14 protein-coding genes are annotated in these 16793 nt (G+C 61.1%); 4 read left to right on the forward strand and 10 right to left on the reverse strand.

The features are described 5' to 3' along the window. The first annotated feature begins 39 nt into the window (after positions 1 to 39). Positions 40 to 324 (forward strand): hypothetical protein, encoded by a 285-nt coding sequence (locus tag M0954_RS25615; protein ID WP_122156740.1) that lies wholly within the window; start codon positions 40 to 42, stop codon positions 322 to 324. A 110-nt stretch (positions 325 to 434) separates the two neighbouring features. Here the strand turns inward: M0954_RS25615 and M0954_RS25620 are convergent, their stop codons facing one another. Next, complete coding sequence (locus M0954_RS25620) at positions 435 to 1979, reverse strand: MFS transporter (RefSeq protein ID WP_123386309.1); 1545 nt, start codon at positions 1977 to 1979, stop codon at positions 435 to 437. A gap of 124 nt (positions 1980 to 2103) precedes the next feature. Between M0954_RS25620 and M0954_RS25625 the strand changes: the two genes are divergently transcribed. After that, positions 2104 to 3009: a LysR family transcriptional regulator gene (locus M0954_RS25625; RefSeq protein WP_122156741.1), complete on the forward strand. Its 906-nt coding sequence runs from the start codon at positions 2104 to 2106 to the stop codon at positions 3007 to 3009. 4 nt (positions 3010 to 3013) lie between these two features. On the opposite strand, the gene dhaK is transcribed toward M0954_RS25625, so the two are convergent. Then, positions 3014 to 4720, reverse strand: a complete 1707-nt coding sequence (dhaK, locus tag M0954_RS25630; RefSeq protein ID WP_297356228.1) for a dihydroxyacetone kinase subunit DhaK — start codon at positions 4718 to 4720, stop codon at positions 3014 to 3016. A 146-nt stretch (positions 4721 to 4866) separates the two neighbouring features. Beyond that, positions 4867 to 5991 carry a branched-chain amino acid ABC transporter substrate-binding protein gene (locus tag M0954_RS25635; RefSeq protein ID WP_297356258.1) on the reverse strand — a complete coding sequence of 375 codons (1125 nt, stop codon included), beginning with the start codon at positions 5989 to 5991 and terminating at the stop codon, positions 4867 to 4869. Positions 5992 to 6324: 333 nt separating this feature from the next. On the opposite strand from M0954_RS25635, the gene M0954_RS25640 reads away from it, so the two are divergent. Continuing rightward, positions 6325 to 7419 (forward strand): GlxA family transcriptional regulator, encoded by a 1095-nt coding sequence (locus M0954_RS25640; RefSeq protein WP_297356230.1) that lies wholly within the window; start codon positions 6325 to 6327, stop codon positions 7417 to 7419. Between the two features lie 88 nt (positions 7420 to 7507). Further along, positions 7508 to 8503, forward strand: coding sequence for an asparaginase (locus M0954_RS25645; RefSeq protein WP_122156744.1), 996 nt, complete (start codon positions 7508 to 7510; stop codon positions 8501 to 8503). 67 nt (positions 8504 to 8570) lie between these two features. On the opposite strand, the gene M0954_RS25650 is transcribed toward M0954_RS25645, so the two are convergent. From M0954_RS25650 to M0954_RS25680, 7 genes are all read right to left on the reverse strand, one after another. Then, positions 8571 to 8798 carry a hypothetical protein gene (locus M0954_RS25650; RefSeq protein WP_122156745.1) on the reverse strand — a complete coding sequence of 76 codons (228 nt, stop codon included), beginning with the start codon at positions 8796 to 8798 and terminating at the stop codon, positions 8571 to 8573. A gap of 42 nt (positions 8799 to 8840) precedes the next feature. Then, the gene (locus tag M0954_RS25655) at positions 8841 to 9644 is read right to left on the reverse strand and encodes an ABC-2 family transporter protein (protein ID WP_122156746.1); all 804 of its coding nucleotides are present in this window, start codon (positions 9642 to 9644) and stop codon (positions 8841 to 8843) included. 4 nt (positions 9645 to 9648) lie between these two features. Then, positions 9649 to 10476 (reverse strand): ABC transporter permease, encoded by an 828-nt coding sequence (locus M0954_RS25660; RefSeq protein WP_297356232.1) that lies wholly within the window; start codon positions 10474 to 10476, stop codon positions 9649 to 9651. A gap of 4 nt (positions 10477 to 10480) precedes the next feature. Further along, the gene (locus tag M0954_RS25665; protein WP_123386315.1) at positions 10481 to 11461 is read right to left on the reverse strand and encodes an ATP-binding cassette domain-containing protein; all 981 of its coding nucleotides are present in this window, start codon (positions 11459 to 11461) and stop codon (positions 10481 to 10483) included. Positions 11462 to 11536: 75 nt separating this feature from the next. Then, on the reverse strand, positions 11537 to 13339 hold the full coding sequence (locus M0954_RS25670) for an ABC transporter transmembrane domain-containing protein (RefSeq protein WP_123386316.1): 1803 nt from the start codon (positions 13337 to 13339) through the stop codon (positions 11537 to 11539). Positions 13340 to 13862: 523 nt separating this feature from the next. Further along, the gene (locus M0954_RS25675; RefSeq protein WP_123387086.1) at positions 13863 to 15053 is read right to left on the reverse strand and encodes a porin; all 1191 of its coding nucleotides are present in this window, start codon (positions 15051 to 15053) and stop codon (positions 13863 to 13865) included. Positions 15054 to 15459: 406 nt separating this feature from the next. Further along, positions 15460 to 16785 carry a dicarboxylate/amino acid:cation symporter gene (locus M0954_RS25680; RefSeq protein ID WP_133894126.1) on the reverse strand — a complete coding sequence of 442 codons (1326 nt, stop codon included), beginning with the start codon at positions 16783 to 16785 and terminating at the stop codon, positions 15460 to 15462. Positions 16786 to 16793 lie beyond the last annotated feature (8 nt).

The raw sequence follows: 16793 nt of genomic DNA on the forward strand, positions 1-16793 counted from the left end.
ACAGATGATTGCCTTGCTAATCAAATCGAGGGAACCCGAATGGAAAAGCTTGCGGCACAGCGTTTGAATGTCTGTGAGGCTTCTCAGCGACGCGCGCTCAAGGCAGAAGGAAAACGGCACTGGACAATTGGCATCGCGATTACGCTAGTCGCGATTGCTTTGTTTGCAATTGCTGCCGTTCTAGCGGTTTCAAGCGTGCGCGCCAACAACACCTTGTGCCTTCAGCAGGTTGCAAACGATGAGCACACGAGCCTCGATGCGTTCTTTCAGAACCCCGCACAACAGGACGCACTGGTAGAGGCCGCTACCCTCTGTTCACGTTAAGCCGCAAGCGAACAGAAAAACCAGACAGGCGGCGCGGAAAGCGCGGCGATTATCAACCGGCTTACCGCGCCGCAACGACCTGCTCGACAGGTTAGCGTTTTGGCGACCCGTTATGCGACATAGTTCGCTGCCCTGCGCGGCTGCACACCAGGACCGAACGTCAAGGCGCTAAGCAGCGCTAAAGCCCAAACGCCGAGACCACCATAGAGCATCACCAGACCAAACCCATGCACGAGCGCGGCATGAACGATCGCGCCATGCGAATCGATCGTCGCAAGTGCCCCGCCATGGTCTAGCAAACTCGTATCACCCGCAGCCACTTTTTCGGCAAGCAGTTGCAATTGCCCCGCATCGGCAATCGACGGAAGCGCATGCTTCAGGTACGACAGCACACCCTCCAGAAGAATGAACCCCATCACCGCGATGTTGATTGCAAGCGTGATGAGCCGAGCGCTCATGTCGATGCCCGAGGCCATCCCTGCGCGGTCCGCAGAAACTGCGCCGGTGGCCGTGTTCGTCACCGGTGTGTTCGTCAAACCCAGTCCGATCCCGGACAACAGGCAGCCGGGCAACATCGTGAGCCAGTCCGCATGCTCGGCACTACTGCCGAACTTCATCAGGATGAAGCCAAGGCCGATCGTGAACATGCCAAGCGGAATCACCCTGCGAGCCTCGTACCGAAGCACGAGCCGCTCCGCTAGCGGTGGAACAACCAGCGTGGGCAACGTATAGGCGAGCAGCGACAGACCGGCGCTCACGCTGGCGTAACCCAGGCCCCCATGAAAATAGATCGGCAAATAGATCATGAACGGCCAGAAGCTGAAATTCATCCCCATCGAGCCGAACAACGCGCCCGAGAAGCTGCGGATGCGCAGCACCGAGAAATCGAACATGGGCCGGGGACTACGCCTCTCCACCACCAGGAATGCGATGAAACTCAACACCGCTACGGCAATGATGCTGATCGCAGCGCCGCTCGCGAAGCCCAGATCCGGGCCTTGCGTGATGTAGTAAACCAGGCCGAAGCACGCTACGGAAAGCGTGACGACGCCCGCCACATCCAGACGTTGCGCCTCTGGATCGCGCGACTCCTGCACACCGGCGAAGACCAGACCCAGTGCCACGATCGAAACGAAAACATGGATCAGAAAAACCCACTGCCAGTTCGATACCGCGACGATCACACCGCCAATGATGGGACCGAAACCAAGGCCGATGCCCAGGATGATTCCCCAGGCCGCAAACGCCCTGCTACGTTCGCGACCTTCCTGAAACTGATGTGAAAGCACGGCCACCTGGCAGATCAACATGGCGCCCCCGCCGATTCCTTGTAGAAACCGGCTGACGATCAGCGCCGACACGCTCTGCGCGACTCCGCAAAGCAACGACGTAATCGCGAACAGCACGATGGTGGTGGCGTATACGCGCTTTCGACCGAAGCGATCCGCGAGTGCGCCGGTTGCCATCAACACGGTTGTGCACGCAATCGTGTACGCATTCATGATCCATTGCATCGACTTGAAATCGCCATGCAGCACAGTCTGAAGCGTTGGGAGAATAGTCGGCACGCTGGAAATTTCGAGGCCGAACATCAATGAGGTCAAACAAACCGCCGCCAGTGCGAGGGCGTTTCTCGGATTACGGGTGTGCGTCATGGATACCGCCGGAGGTTGAGTAAGGTCCGATCGCGCTGAGCGCGAGTTCAGGATTAATATATCGGGACCGTACTTCCCCATTGACGAGAGTTTTTCCCGTGAATTATTCCTGTAGGGACCCAATATGACGGACAGGCTCGATGGCGTGACGACCTTCGTACAGGTGGTTGACGCGGGCAGTTTCACGCTGGCGGCCGAGCGCATGCACCTCACGCGTTCAGCGGTCGGCAAGGTGATTACGCGGCTCGAGAGCCGGCTCGGCGTGCGTCTTCTGCATCGCACTACACGCAGCCAGACGCTGACCGAAGTAGGTCAAACCTATTACGACCGCTGCGTGCGGGCGCTAGCCGAACTTGAAGCGGCAGAGGCCGATCTCGAGAGTGAGCGCACCGACCCGCGTGGCCGCTTACGTGTCAGCGTACCGATTGCTTTCGGCCATCAATGCGTCGCGCCCGTGCTGTTCGAACTTGCACGCAAGCATGCGCAACTGCAGATCGACATGTCGTTTACGGACCGGGCCGTGGATCTCATCGAGGAAGGGTTTGATCTCGCGGTGCGCATCGGCGACCTGCATGACAGCATGAGTCTCGCCGCTCGCCGTCTCGGTGTGCAGCACATGAGCATCGGCGCCGCGCCGTCGTATCTGAAGAAATACGGCATGCCCGCGGACCTCGACGACCTCCACGGGCACGCAGGAATCGCCTATTCGCGCGGTGGAGTATCGGCGCCTTGGCGCGTGCTCGATAGCGACGGCCATCAACAGGAGTTGCGCATCACGCCGCAACTGAGCCTAGACGACGTCCAGGCAATTGCAGACGCCGGCATTGCCGGTTTCGGCCTGGTGCACTTGCCATGCTGGCTGTTGAAACGCCACGTGCAGACAGGTGAGCTCGCCGTCGTGAGGGAGCGCTGTGGCGTGCGGGCGCAGGACATCCATGCGGTGTGGCCCAAGACGCGCTATCTGCCGCTCAAGACCCGTTGCGCGATCGATGCCCTCGTGGCGGAGATTCCCGACATGATTCCCGGCTGAGGCGTTAGAGACCCTGCAACGCTGCTCGTATTGCAGCAAGCCAAAGTCCTACCGCGTGCGCACCAGGATCGGCGAACCCGAGCGCACGCTTGCCGACGTAACTGGAACGCCCTAGCCGCGGACTCATCGACGCCGTCTGTTCCGTGCCCGCCTCGGCTGCATCGACTGCGGCCAGCAAGGCTGCGTCGGCATCAGCCGATCGCGCGAGCGCACTTTGCAACGCCTCGGCGGCAGGCTGCAGTGCATCCACCATGGTGCGATCGCCAGGATGCGCGCCGCCGAGTTCCATCAGCGCCGAAACACCCGCACTAAACGCGTCCGCCCAACGCTTCGCATCGAACCCGTTAGATTGATCGAGCGCGCTGCCCGCCCGCAGCAACATGACCGCATAGAGCGGCCCCGAGGTCCCACCCACGACACGCCGGACTGTCGCGGACGCGGCCCGCAATACCGCGCCCGGCGCCGTCTCTGCCGGGTAATTGTCCATTTCGTGGAGGATGCCACGCGCGCCGCGCGAGAGGCTGATGCCCAGATCGCCATCGCCCACGCGTTGATCCATCTCGGTCAGGACCGGCTCCGCATCGATCAGACACGCGCAAACCGCTTCGATTACACGGCGCAACGCGGATTCGCGTGCGAGCCGCGCGTCGTTGTTTTCACGAGGCGCGATCGGTGCGTCTTTGAAAGACCGCCGCGCGACATGGCCGCTCAAAGCGGGCCACGCCGAAGTATGCGCAGGCGCGTCGAGCCACGCCAGTCGCTGATCATCGAGACGTAATAAGGTAAGCGAAACACCGGCCATTTCCAGCGCGCTCAGGAAAGTGCCAGCCCACGCGCGCTCGACCTTGATGTGCCGCTCCCCAAGGTAGCGCAGCGCCGAAGCGGCCACAATGCTCAACTCGCTCTGCGGCGTACCGCCGAGGTTGTTCACCAGCAACGCGACCCGCTCGTTCGCTTGCAGCGCAAGGTCGTCGACGATCTTCGCAAGCAGCCGCGCGACAATTGCATCGGCAGGCTCCAGCGCGCCGCGTTCGACACCTGGCTCGCCGTGGATTCCTAGCCCCCACTCGATCTCACCATCGGCCAGCGTAAAACCCGCCTTGCCTGCCGCCGGCACCGTACACGGCGTCAGCGCCACGCCCATGGTGCCGAGCTTGCTGGCGCCCTCGCGAGCGGCCTGGGCCACTTCTGCTAACGGACGTCCCTCGGCGGCAGCCGCGCCCGCGATCTTGTGAACCAGCACCGTGCCAGCCAGGCCGCGCCGGCCGGCATGCTCGCCGCTTGCGGCCAACGCGACATCGTCCGCAACAATCACCATCTCGACCTTGATGCCCTCGGCGCGCGCGATCTCGGCGGCGAGGCCGAAATTGAAGCGGTCGCCCGTGTAGTTCTTGACGATCAGCAGCACGCCCGCGGGACCCGCTACGGCACGGATTGCATCGAGCACGGCGTCCGTCGACGGCGAGGTGAACACTTCACCGGCCACCGCTGCGCTGAGCATGCCCGCGCCGACGTAGCCCGCGTGTGCCGGTTCATGGCCTGAGCCACCACCGGAAATCAGCGCAACCTCGCCGCGCCGGGCAGCCACTTCGGCATCGGCTCGCACGATGATCGTGCCGCCCTGCAGCAACGAAAGGCCGGGGTTGAGCGCGGCGAGTCCGTCGAGCATTTCGGGGACTACCGCGGAAACATCGTTGATGAGCTTTTTCATATGCGCCAGCTTCCTTGTAGGCCGCGGGCTCTGTCTCCATCACGAGCCGGTCGCGGCTGGGGTTGCGAGTCTGTCGGGGAACAGTTGCAAACACATCACCGGAAACCGGACTTTACCGCGCCTTGGCGTGTAGCGTCGCATTGCGCTTACATCTTCACCACCGTAAGCAGCGTCTGCTTACCGCTCTTGTAGTCATAGAGCGAGATCGCGCCTTGCTTCAGATCGCCATGCGCGTCGAACTGGGTCCGCCCCAGCACGCCGACAAAATTCGCCGCCGGCATCGCTGCGAGAATGCTTGCGGGCTGGGTCGAATTCGCGCGCTTCATCGCATCGACGATGATGTACACAGCGTCGTAGGCGAACGGTGCGTTCAATTGAACATGTTGATGAAAGCGTGCTTCGTAACGCTGCTCGAACGCGGGACCATCAGGCATCTTTTCAAGCGGCATGCCGGCAATCGAGCACACTACGTTGTCGGCGGCGTCGCCCGCCAGCTTCGCCAATGAGTCGGCACACAGGCCATCGCCACCCAGCACACGCGAAGTAATAGCGAGCGCACGCGCCTGCTTGGCAAACGGTCCGCCAGTGGCGTCCATGCCGCTATACATGATGATGTCCGGATGCTCGCCCTTGATCTTCGTGAGAATCGACCGGAAATCAACCGCCTTGTCGTTCGTCGCGTCATGCGACAACACGGTGAGCCCGTCCACCTTCGCCTGCTTCTCGAACTCGTTGGCGAGCCCTTGACCATACGCGGTTGCGTCGTCAACAATCGCCACGGTTTTCGCCTTCAGATCCTTCTGTGCGTAATTCGCCAGCGCGGGTCCCTGTTGCGCGTCCGTCGCCACCACCCGGTACGCAGTCTTAAAGCCCTGTTGCGTATAAACCGGATTGGTTGCCGAGGGCGATACTTCGACGATGCCGGCATCGCTGTAGATCTTCGAAGCCGGAATCGTGGTGCCTGAATTCATATGGCCAACCACTGCGGCGACGTGATCGTCGACCAGTTTTTGCGCAACCTGGGTGCCCTGACGCGGATCCGAGGCGTCATCCTGGGCGTCCAGTTCGAGCGTCACCTTGTGGCCATCGATGACGAGCCCTTTCGCGTTGATTTCCTCCACGGCCAGACGTGCGCCGTTTTCCGTATCTTTGCCCCACTCGGCGTTCGCCCCGGTCAGCGGTGCGACGTGGCCAATCTTGACTACTTCGTCCGCCCGGGCCAAACCCATGCCCGCCGTGACCAGCCCACCCAGAACGCCGATCGTCGTCATACGACGAAACCCTACGAACATGCTCATACCTCACCCGCCATAGTGTTGGTTCAATCAGGAACGCGCTGCGCGAAGCAACTGACAAACACCTGCAACGGACCACGATGCCTTGCGCGTTCACCTACCCCAGCCACGCTCGCCAGATGCGATATGGCTCATGGGTTAGGGCGAATGTAGTCAGAACGAAAAGATCGGCATTGAACCGATCGGCCCGAAAACAGAAGAATTGCGGCAGCGCGGATTACCCTTATTGATGCGGGCAGCCGGCCTTATACTGGCCGTGTTCAATTTATCGTTCAACTCAAGCCCTGTTTCTTCGATCAGGAAACCGCCATGCGCCAGTCCGAAAATGCAATTCGCGGCGACGATCTCCCCGCGGGCCGCGAACTGGTCGAACGTCTGGATCACGCCGTGGACATGCCGGAACAGTGTTGCAAACGCTCGAGCTCTGCTGAGCTCAACGTGGGTTTTCTTCTTTGGCCGCGCTTCCCGCTGCTCTCGCTGGCCGGGCTGTGCGATGCGCTGCGGCACGCCGCCGATCTGGGCGATCAGAGCCGGCCCTTGCGCTGTTCATGGACCATCATCGGCGAACAGAACGAGGTGGTCGAGGCGAGTTGCGGCGTCAGGGTAACGGCGCAGGCCGCGTTTCCGGCGGTGGACCAGTTCGATTACATCGTCGCGATTGGCGGCCTGCTGCCGCATCTCGACGATGCCCAGCCACGCTATTGGGATTACCTTCGGCAAGCGGATCAAGCGGGAATTCCGCTAATCGGCATGTGCACAGGGAGTTTCGTGCTGGCACGCGCGGGGCTGATGGAAGGCCACGTGGCCTGCGTACACAGCTTTCATCTCGAGGATTACCAGCAGATGTTCCCCGCGCTGCGCGTCATCACGCACAGCGACTACCTGATCGACGGCAATCGCATTACCTGCGCCGGCGGCATCTCGGTCATCGAACTCGCGACCCGCCTGATCAGCCTGCATTGCGGCGCCGACCGCGCATCGAAGGTGATTCATCAGATGACGGTCAGCCGGCAAAGCGGCAGCTCGTTCGTCGAACGGCGTCGCGCGCTAGGCTATCTCTCCGTTGACGACGTGACGGTGCGGCACGCGATCATCCTGATGGAAGAGAACCTCGAAGCGCCGCTCAATATCGCCGTGATCGCCAAAATGAGCGGCACCAGCGTACGGCAACTCGAGCGCGCCTTCATGACGGCCATGAAAACGTCGCCCAACGAGTTTTATCGCCAGATGCGCCTGCGCTACGCGCGCTGGATGTTGCTCAATACCGCCAGACGGGTCACCGATGTCGCGTACGAGTGCGGCTTCGCCGACTCCGCGCACTTTATTCGCGTGTTCAAGGAAACCTACGGTGTGACGCCCGGAAAACTGCGCGCCTCGGTGGGGGTGCCAGCAGCGGACGCGTGACTGCAACCCACGCTCCTTGTCGCCTTTCTTCTATTTTTCTGCAGATTGGTGCAATCGCATTGCCGGCTTTACCCGTACATTGCCTGTCATGAAAGACAAGGCCCACATCGTCGTGATCGGTACAGGCGGGACCATCGCAGGACGCGGTGCATCGTCGGTCAACACGTCCGCTTATGCGTGCTCCGTTCTGTCGATCGACGAGGTGCTATCAGGCATTCCGCAAGCGCTAACCGTTGCGCGCGTGAGCGCCGAGCAACTGATGCAGATCGGTTCGGAGAACTTTTCAACCGAGCATCTGCTGAAACTCGGCAAGCGCATCGATACGCTGCTCAAGCAGGACGATATCGACGGCATCGTGGTAACGCATGGCACCGACACGATCGACGAGACCGCTTACTTTCTGCATCTAACGTTGAAGAGCTCGAAGCCCGTGGTGGTGGTCGGCTCGATGCGGCCACCGTCTTCGCTCAGCGCAGATGGTCCGTTGAATCTGTATAACGCGATTCTCGTGGCTGGCAGTCGGGCCTCTCATGGCAAGGGCACGCTGGTCGTCTCGAACGATGAGATTCATAGCGCGCGCGATGTCGTCAAGACCAGCACGTTCAAGCTCGAATCGTTCCGCTCGCCCTATGGCCCGCTCGGATATATCGTCGAAGGCAGCCCGCGCTATTACCGCACGCCGGCGCGCCGCCATACGGTCGACACCCAGTGGTCGATCGATACGATCGACGAATTGCCGGAAGTCGGCATTGTCTATGCACACGGCGGCATCGACGCCGCCGTGATCGACGCCACCGCGCAATCCGGTGTACGCGGATTGATCTATGCGGCTACCGGCAACGGCAATGTTGCGGCGCATGTGGTCGGCGCGCTGCAGCGCGCAAGACGCCGCGGCGTGCAGATCGTGCGAGCCTCGCGAACCGGCAGCGGCATCGTGATACGCAACGCCGCGCAACCGGACGACGAGTACGACTGGCTCGTCGTCGACGATCAGGTGCCGCAGAAAGCGCGGCTCCTGCTGATGCTCTCGCTTGGCAGCGAACAACGCAACGCCGATCTGCAGGACGTGTTCTACCGCTACTAATACTAAGCGCAATCAGGTCACTACTACCAGGCCGAAACCCCGCGCTACGGCCCGCACCGATTCCCGCTCAGCTTCCAGTCAACTGCTCAAGACTGTCCACATTCTCCGAATACGTCGCCGTCTGGCCGCCCGCCGTCACGACAACGTTGACCGCCGACGCACCGGAAGCCGTAATCGTCTCGACCGCGCCATCGTCCGTCAGCTGAATCACGCCGCCTTGCAGGTCGCCGTTGCTGATCGTAACCGCCGTAGGGGTGGTGACGCCGAAAGCAATCACCGCGTCGCTAGCCTGCACGCTGATCGCGCCGTTGGGCGCAGGAGTCGGTGCCCCTGAACGTCAAGTCCCCGTTGACGTGTACTTGCGCACCCCCAGGCTCCATACCGCAAAACTTACCGCAAGAAACACAAATCCGACCGCCGGCGCCAGCGGCAAAAACCAGCCGGGTGCACCGAGCGGGTCGGCTTTGTGCAAGATCGCGAGCACGGGGAAGTAGGCGACGCACGCAATCGGCACAACGAAGATCAGAAAGTTGCGAAACCAGCCGGTATATAAGCCAAGGGGATATTGCGCGGCCTGCACGCCGCCATACGTGACGACGTTGACCACCTCGAGGCTCTCCACGGTCCAGAACGCAAGCGTCGCCTGCAGGACAATCAACCCGAAGAACAACGCAACACCACCGGCGGTAGTCCAGAGCGCCAACGCAACCGCGCTGGCACTCCAGTGAAACTCGAGTGCTCGGGTGGCAACGCCCAACACGAGCAGACCCTGCAGTAACCGCCCTACAACACGCAGCCGGAAATCGTATCCGATGAGTTGTAGCGTTGCCGTGCGCGGCCGCAGCAGCACGCGGTCGAAATCCCCGGTTCGCACGAACTCATTGCCAAACACGTCGAAACCCCGGCTCATGAAGTCCGCAATCGAAAAGCTGATGCTGACCATGCCGAAGAACAGGCAGATGTCGCCAAAACGCCAGCCCTGTACCTCTCCGAAGCGATTAAACAGCGCCCAGATTGCCGCGAGTTCAATGACACTGGTCAGGAATGCGCTGCAGGCCAACATCAGGCTAGAGGCCGGATATTGGAGCTGCGCGCGGATCGAGGTCATGAAGTAGCGGCGCAACAGGTAACAGGCGTTCATCGGCTCAGCCCCCTTGCACTTCGAGACGTGCCATCACACTGTCGATTCCTTTACGGCCGAGTATGACAAAAACCAGTGTCCAGAACGCCTGCAACGCAAGTCCGCCCCAGGCGGCCCCGCCACTCAGCGCACCAATGTAGATTCGCGTGGGTATGTCGAGCATGCCTGCGAACGGTTGCGCGATCAGCAGCGGCTGTACCCCGTCGGGAAACAGACCCAATGGGATCAGATTGCCGGAGAACAGAATCACAAGTGCGGGCGCGAGCGTGTTGATGCCGCGATCGGTTAGCGTCGCCGTGATGCAAAGATTGATCAGCATGGTGAACGCTGCGCCTAGCAGGATCATCAGTAGCAGCGAGATCGCAAATAGCCCGGCCTGGGTTGCATCCGCCGGTGCACGCCACGCCCATGCATCAAGACCGGCCCACGGCAGCAACACCGCGGCGGCCGCGAACATCAGCGCAGCGCGCGGCACGGCACGCGCGGTCATCCATGCAGTGGCGCGAATGAACCACCATGTGTAGGTGTCGACAGGGCGCAGACGGTCGTAGCTCACCCCGCCCGTGCGCACCGCCGCCGCGACCTCGGGGTCGCCGCCCCACGGTTGCAGGGTAAGCAACGCTTGCCCCACCCACGTGTACGTGATGACCTGAGCAAGTGTCATAGACGCATGCGGGTGCGTCGAGTGACCGTAAAACGCCGCGAATACCATCACCTTGAGACCGCCCCACCAGCACTGCGTGGTGAAGCCCGCAAGCGCGGCGGCCCGGTATTGCAGCATGGTCTTGAAGCGGGCAACGAAGGCCGCCACGTAGGGACGAAGGCTGTTCATCGAATCAGGCCTCGGCCGCGCCATGCAAATGGTAAAAGCGGGCAATCACCTCTTCGATTGCAGGCTGCTCGACGCGGATATCCTCCACGGCATGTTCGGCAGCAATGCGTGCGATGAGAGCCGGTGCGCTGATCACGCGGGGATCGAAGGCAAGTTCTACCGAACGGCCTTCGCGTCGAAGCAACTGCGCACCATCGATGGACACATCTGGCGCCTCGCCGGCGAAATCCACCAGCAGGCGGCGATCGGCGAGCGCACCGGCACGCAGCGCATCGAACGACTGGTCGGCCAACACTCGGCCGTGCCCAATCACAATCACACGCTGAGCCAACGCCTCGATATCGTGCATATCATGCGTAGTCAGAAGCACCGTGACGCCACGCTCGCGATTGAGCTTTTTGACGAACTCACGCACCGCCAGCTTCGACGGCGCGTCGAGGCCGATGGTCGGCTCATCGAGAAAGAGAATCGGCGGTGCATGCAGCAGCGCCGCGGCAAGCTCGGCGCGCATCCGCTGCCCGAGCGACAGTTGCCGCACAGGTTGATCGAGTATGCGTTCGAGCCGCAGCATGGCGACCAGTTCGTCAAGAGTCCTGATGTACGCTGCAGGTTCGACGCGGTAGATGTCGCGCAGCAGATCGAAGCCGTCGATGACAGGCAGGTCCCACCACAACTGGCTGCGCTGGCCGAACACCGCACCGATGCGCGCGACATGCGCGATGCGATCGTTGTACGGCACACGGCCTTCGACCACGACCTTGCCGGAAGTGGGCCGCAGGATGCCGGAGAGGATCTTGATGGTGGTGGACTTGCCGGCCCCGTTGGGGCCGATAAAGCCGAGCAGTTCGCCGCGCTGCAGGCTGAAACTGACGTCCTTGAGCGCCTCCACCTCGCGCCAGCGACGCCGGACCATGCTGAGCAGGCCCGGTTGCCGTTCTGCGATGCGATAGGTTTTAGCCAGCCCTTCCACCACGATCTGAGACATGCCGCCCTCGCTGGGTCACCGCCGTTGCAGGTTGTGTTCAGCCCAGCCGTACTGGCTGGAAGGGGCAAGATGTTATCAGAAGTTCGGTTGATGACTCCCGGCCGCGGCCGTCTGCGCCAGCGGCTCGCCGAACTGCAAGGCCGCAAGCTGGGCATAAAGCGGTGAGCTCAGAAGGAGTTCGGCATGACGTCCCTGCGCAATGATGCGGCCATGTTCCAGCACGACAATGCGGTCGGCCTGCTGAACGGTCGCGAGCCGGTGCGCAATGACGAGCGTGGTGCGGTTTTGCGCGGCATTGTCGAGCGCTTTCTGCACGAGCCGTTCGCTGGCGGCATCGAGCGCGCTGGTGGCCTCGTCGAGCAACAGGATGGGCGGATTCTTCAGGATCGCGCGAGCAATTGCGATGCGCTGCCGCTGTCCACCTGAAAGCCGCACGCCGCGTTCACCGAGAAACGTGTCGTAGCCTTGCGGCAGTTCTTCGATAAAGCCCGCCGCCGCGGCCATTTCCGCGGCGCGCTGCACTTGCGCGAGCGTCGCTTCGGGCGCACCGTAGCGAACGTTGTCGAGCACGCTACCCGAAAAGATCACAGATTCCTGCAGCACCACACCAATCTCGCGGCGCAGTTCATCGAGCGGCACCTGCCCCGTCGGCACACCGTTGATCAGAATCGTGCCGCCCTGTGGGTCGTAAAAGCGCAGCAGCAACTGGAACAAGGTGGTCTTGCCGGCGCCGGAAGGTCCCACCAGCGCAACATGCTCGCCCGCACGCACATGCAGCGAGAGCGCGGAGAGCGCAGCGATGCCAGGACGTGACGGATACGAGAAGCTCACGTTGTCAAAACGGATGCCGTCCCCGCGCGCCGGCAACGTAATAGTGGATTCGGCCTGCACCACCGGCGAGCGTGCGGCCAGCAGTTGCAGCAACCGCTCAGTCGCGCCAGCTGCACGCTGCAGGTCGCCCCACACTTCCGCGATCGCCCCCACGGCGCCAGCGGTGAACACCGCGTAGAGAATGAACTGGGACAATTGGCCGGCGGTCATGCGGCCGGCCAGCACCGCCTGCGCCCCGAGCCACAGCACGAAGACGATCGCGCTAAACACCAGCACGATCACCACGGCGGTCAGCCACGCGCGCGCCCGGATACGCGTGAGCGCAGTTTCAAAGGCCACTTCCACCGCGCCGCCAAACCGCTTCGCCTCGAAAGGCTCCTGCGTATAGGACTGCACAGTCGGCATGGCGTTGAGCACTTCGCCCGCCAGTGCGCTCGTGTTCGCGATCTTATCCTGGCTGGCACGCGAGAGCCGCCGCACGCGCCGTCCGAAGATGATGATAGGCGCGACCACCACGAGCAGCGTGGCGATGATATAGCCCGACAGCACGGGACTGGTCACCACCAGCATGGCCACGCCGCCGGTTAGCATGAAGAAGTTGCGCAAGCCCATGGAAAGGCTCGTGCCGACCACCGCCTGGATCAACGTGGTGTCAGCCGTAAGCCGCGATAGCACTTCGCCGGTCTGCGTGGTTTCAAAGAACTGCGGGCTCATCCCCAGCACGTGCTCGTAGACTGCGCGCCGCAAGTCGGCCGTGACGCGCTCCCCTAGCCATGACACCAGATAGAAGCGCAGCGCCGTCGCGGCAGCAAGGATCAGCGAAACGAAAAACATCGCGAGGAAATAGCGATCGATGTGCACGCGTTCACCGCTCGCAAAGCCTCGGTCAATCAGGTATCGGAACGCCACCGGCAACACCAGCGTCGCCCCGGCCGAGGTGATCAGGGCGAGAAACGCGAGTGCCCAGCGTCCGGCATAAGGACGCAGGAAGGGAAACAGGGCAAACAGCGGCGCAATACGCCGTGAAGCCGGGGCGGGGTCTGGCATGAGGATTCCCAAAGGATCGAAGGTCGCCCCGATTGTGCCAGTCCCTGCGGATTTGAAGTTGTTCCCCCGCGAAAAGACTCATACCGCGCGGAAGACGGGTAGCGCCTCGGCAGTGCCCGCTTGCCGTGAACGTCCAGAAGGCTCAAGATCGGGGCGATCCATTCCTGACAAGTCATTCCCATGACAGACCTCCCCGATCCTGATCCCGACACTGATGCTGATCCCGACAAACTGAAAGGACCTGGCGGCATGTCGTTGCGCCAGATCCACGAACAGGTGCAAAAGAGCGTCGAACGCGATCGTGAAGCGCGCGCCGGCCATGATGCTAATACCATGCCGCGCAGCAGATGGCAGCGTTGGGTGCGGTATGTGTGGGGGCGCAGCGGTCGCCGCTAACAAGTCACGCTCAAAAGCGCGCAACCCGTACCCTCATATCGGCGGCGCGGGGAAGTTTGCAAAAACCACGGCCCTGCAACACGCCTCGCGGCGCCCTGCAGGGCCGTGCCTACCGCTAGCTACGAGATCAGAAGCGGTGCTTCAAACCAACCGCAACAACCACCTGCGTGTTATTCGAGGACGGATCCAGACTGTAGACGCTGGCGTCAAACGCTGCATTGCCGTTGCCGCCGCCAACGCGCTGATAGACACCTTCCAGGTAGACATCGGTGCGAGCCGAAAGGAAGTAATCGGCCTGAGCCATCACCTGGTTCCAATGCGGCGTGGCCGACGTGAAGCCCTTCGTCGCGCCGCCGAAGCCGCCCGTCGTGTACGTGTACGCCACGCCCAGGCTAAAGTCCGGCATCACGAAATAGCGGCCGTTGATTTCGAAGTTGTCGAACTTGATATAGCTGCCGCCGATCGCACCCGTGGAAGTGCTGCCGCCTTGCCAGATGCCCGTCACGTTGTCGGTGACGGAATGCGTCCACACCACGCCAACTGAAGATTTGCCGAACTTGTATTGGGCACCCGCGCCGTAGATCTGCTGGCTGCCACCCGTCGTGAGCTGGTCGCCGTCGCCCGTGCTGACTGCACCCGTTGCGTTCGCCAGTGCGGACTGCGCCGTGCGGTTGATCTGCAGGTACGCGGCCGCGACATTGAACGGACCATACGTATAGCTCGTACCCAGGCTGTACGCGCTATTGTTGGAGAAGTCACCCGCCTCGCCGGAGAACGCATACATCGCGCCTGCCTTGAAGCCGCCATACGAAGCGCTGCTAAACTTGACCGAGTTGTTCAGACGCAAGTCGTTGTTCAGGTTGTCGTTGTCGTACACGTGCGACGCAAGGTTGCCGCCGAAGCCCGAACCAGTCGCGCTCAAAGGTGCAACGTAGTCGACCATGAAGTCGTACTGACGACCGAGTGAGAGCGTGCCGTACTGTTCCGAACGCAGACCGACCCAGGCTTGCCGGCCGAACAGGTCGCCACCGTTCTTCAGGGCGCCGCTGTCAACGTTGAAACCGTTCTCGAGCCAGAAGACCGCGGCAAGCCCGCCGCCAAGATCTTCCGAGCCGCGCAGACCCCAACGCGACGTGAAGACGTTGCCGCTTTGCATCGACCAGGAGCTAGCCCCCGGCGACGTGGCGCTCGATTCCGACACGCGCGCGTTGTTCTGGTAAACGACGCCGGTATCGATGAGCCCGAAGAGCGTGACGCTGCTTTGCGCGTGTGCCGCTCCAGCCAAAAGCATGGCCGACGCAGCGGCCAGATATCGCATCTTGATCAAAACCTCACCCCATATTCAAGTTCGTGTTTCCCATCTAGCGATCGGCGACCGCCATGAAAACGGGTGGAGTATAGGGTTGGGCCCAATTGCAATGACTGCGCAAATCGTGGAAATCAGCCTTCCTGTTTTTGAGGGCAAAAATTCATAAAACTTTAACGTTCCTGAATTCAATGGCTATTGACGCGGCTACTCAATGGACGGTACTAAAAACGCATGCATCGAGAGGAGATATCGCAGGCCCGTGAACCGCGAAGCCGCGCGCTTCATGTCTCAATTTAACTACATCCAGCGCTGCATCCTCTCATAAGACGCAACAGAATTAACGGAAGCTTATCGCTTGAAATTTAAGCGTCGGCTAATTGAAATTTATAAATCAAAGCCATTTATAAAATAGAATTTAATTTCTAAAAAAACTTTCATCTTTCACGGGCGGGGTCGAAGCATCAATGCCGGTATCAATATCGCGATCGAGTACCGCTCGCGCCGTCGTCATATCGAGCGCGCCCTCCCATCGCGCCACCACAATGGTTGCCACACCGTTGCCGATCAGATTGGTAACGGCGCGCGCTTCGTTGAGGAAACGATCGACGCCTAGCAACAGCACCAGGCCGGCCACAGGAACCTTGTGCATGGTCGACAGCGTGGCCGCGAGTGCGACGAAGCCAGCACCCGCGACACCGGCGGAGCCCTTGGAGGTCAGCAGAAGCACGCTCATCACCAACAGCTGATCCCAGATCGTCAGGTGAATGTTCATGGCTTGCGCAATGAAGATAGTCGCCATCGTCAGGTAGATTGCCGTGCCATCCGCATTAAACGTGTAACCCGTCGGCAATACCATTCCAACGACGGGCCGCGAACAACCCAACTTCTCCATTTTAATGAGCATCTGAGGCAGCACCGCTTCGGTCGAAGCCGTACCGAGCGTGATGAGGATTTCGTCCTTGATGTAACGGAGAAACTTCCACAAGGACAGCCCACATAGCCGCATGACGGCGCCTAGCACGACGACCACGAAGACGGTCGAAGTCAGGTAAAGGCAGAACATCAGTTGACCGAACGATGCCAGCGTGCCGATCCCGTACTTGCCGATCGTGAACGCCATGCCGCCGAAAGCGCCGATCGGTGCGACATACATGACGATTCGAACCACGCCGAACATGCCCTGCAGGAACATATCGAGCATGTCGACCAGCGGCGCGGTACGTGGCCCCAGTTTAGCGAGGGCGATCGCGAATAACACTGAGAAGAAGATGATTGGCAGCATGTCCCCGTTAGCGAACGCACCGACGATGCTGTTCGGCACGATACTCATCAAGAAATCGAGCGTACCGTGCTGCTGCGCCGCGTGGGTGTAGCTTGCAATCGACGCGCTATCGATATGCGCCGGGTCGATGTTCATCCCGCTGCCAGGCTTGATGACGTTCACGACGAGCAAACCGATGGCGAGCGCGATGGTGGATGCGACTTCAAAGTAAAGAAGCGCTTTGACGCCGACTCGACCCGCCTCGTGAAGATCGCTCATGCGCGCAATGCCGACCACCACCGAAGCGAAGATGATGGGCGCAAGCGACATCCGGATCAATTTGATGAACAGGTCCCCTAACGGCTTGAGCTGATCGCCGGTCTCAGGATAGAGGTGTCCGACCAGAATGCCGGCGATAATGCCAATCAGGACCTGTACATAAAGCCTGGAAAGATACTTTCCAATCGTTGAAACCAGCATGTCTGTCT

Origin of the sequence: Paraburkholderia sp., from assembly GCF_026225065.1 — a bacterium.
Lineage (GTDB): Bacteria > Pseudomonadota > Gammaproteobacteria > Burkholderiales > Burkholderiaceae > Paraburkholderia.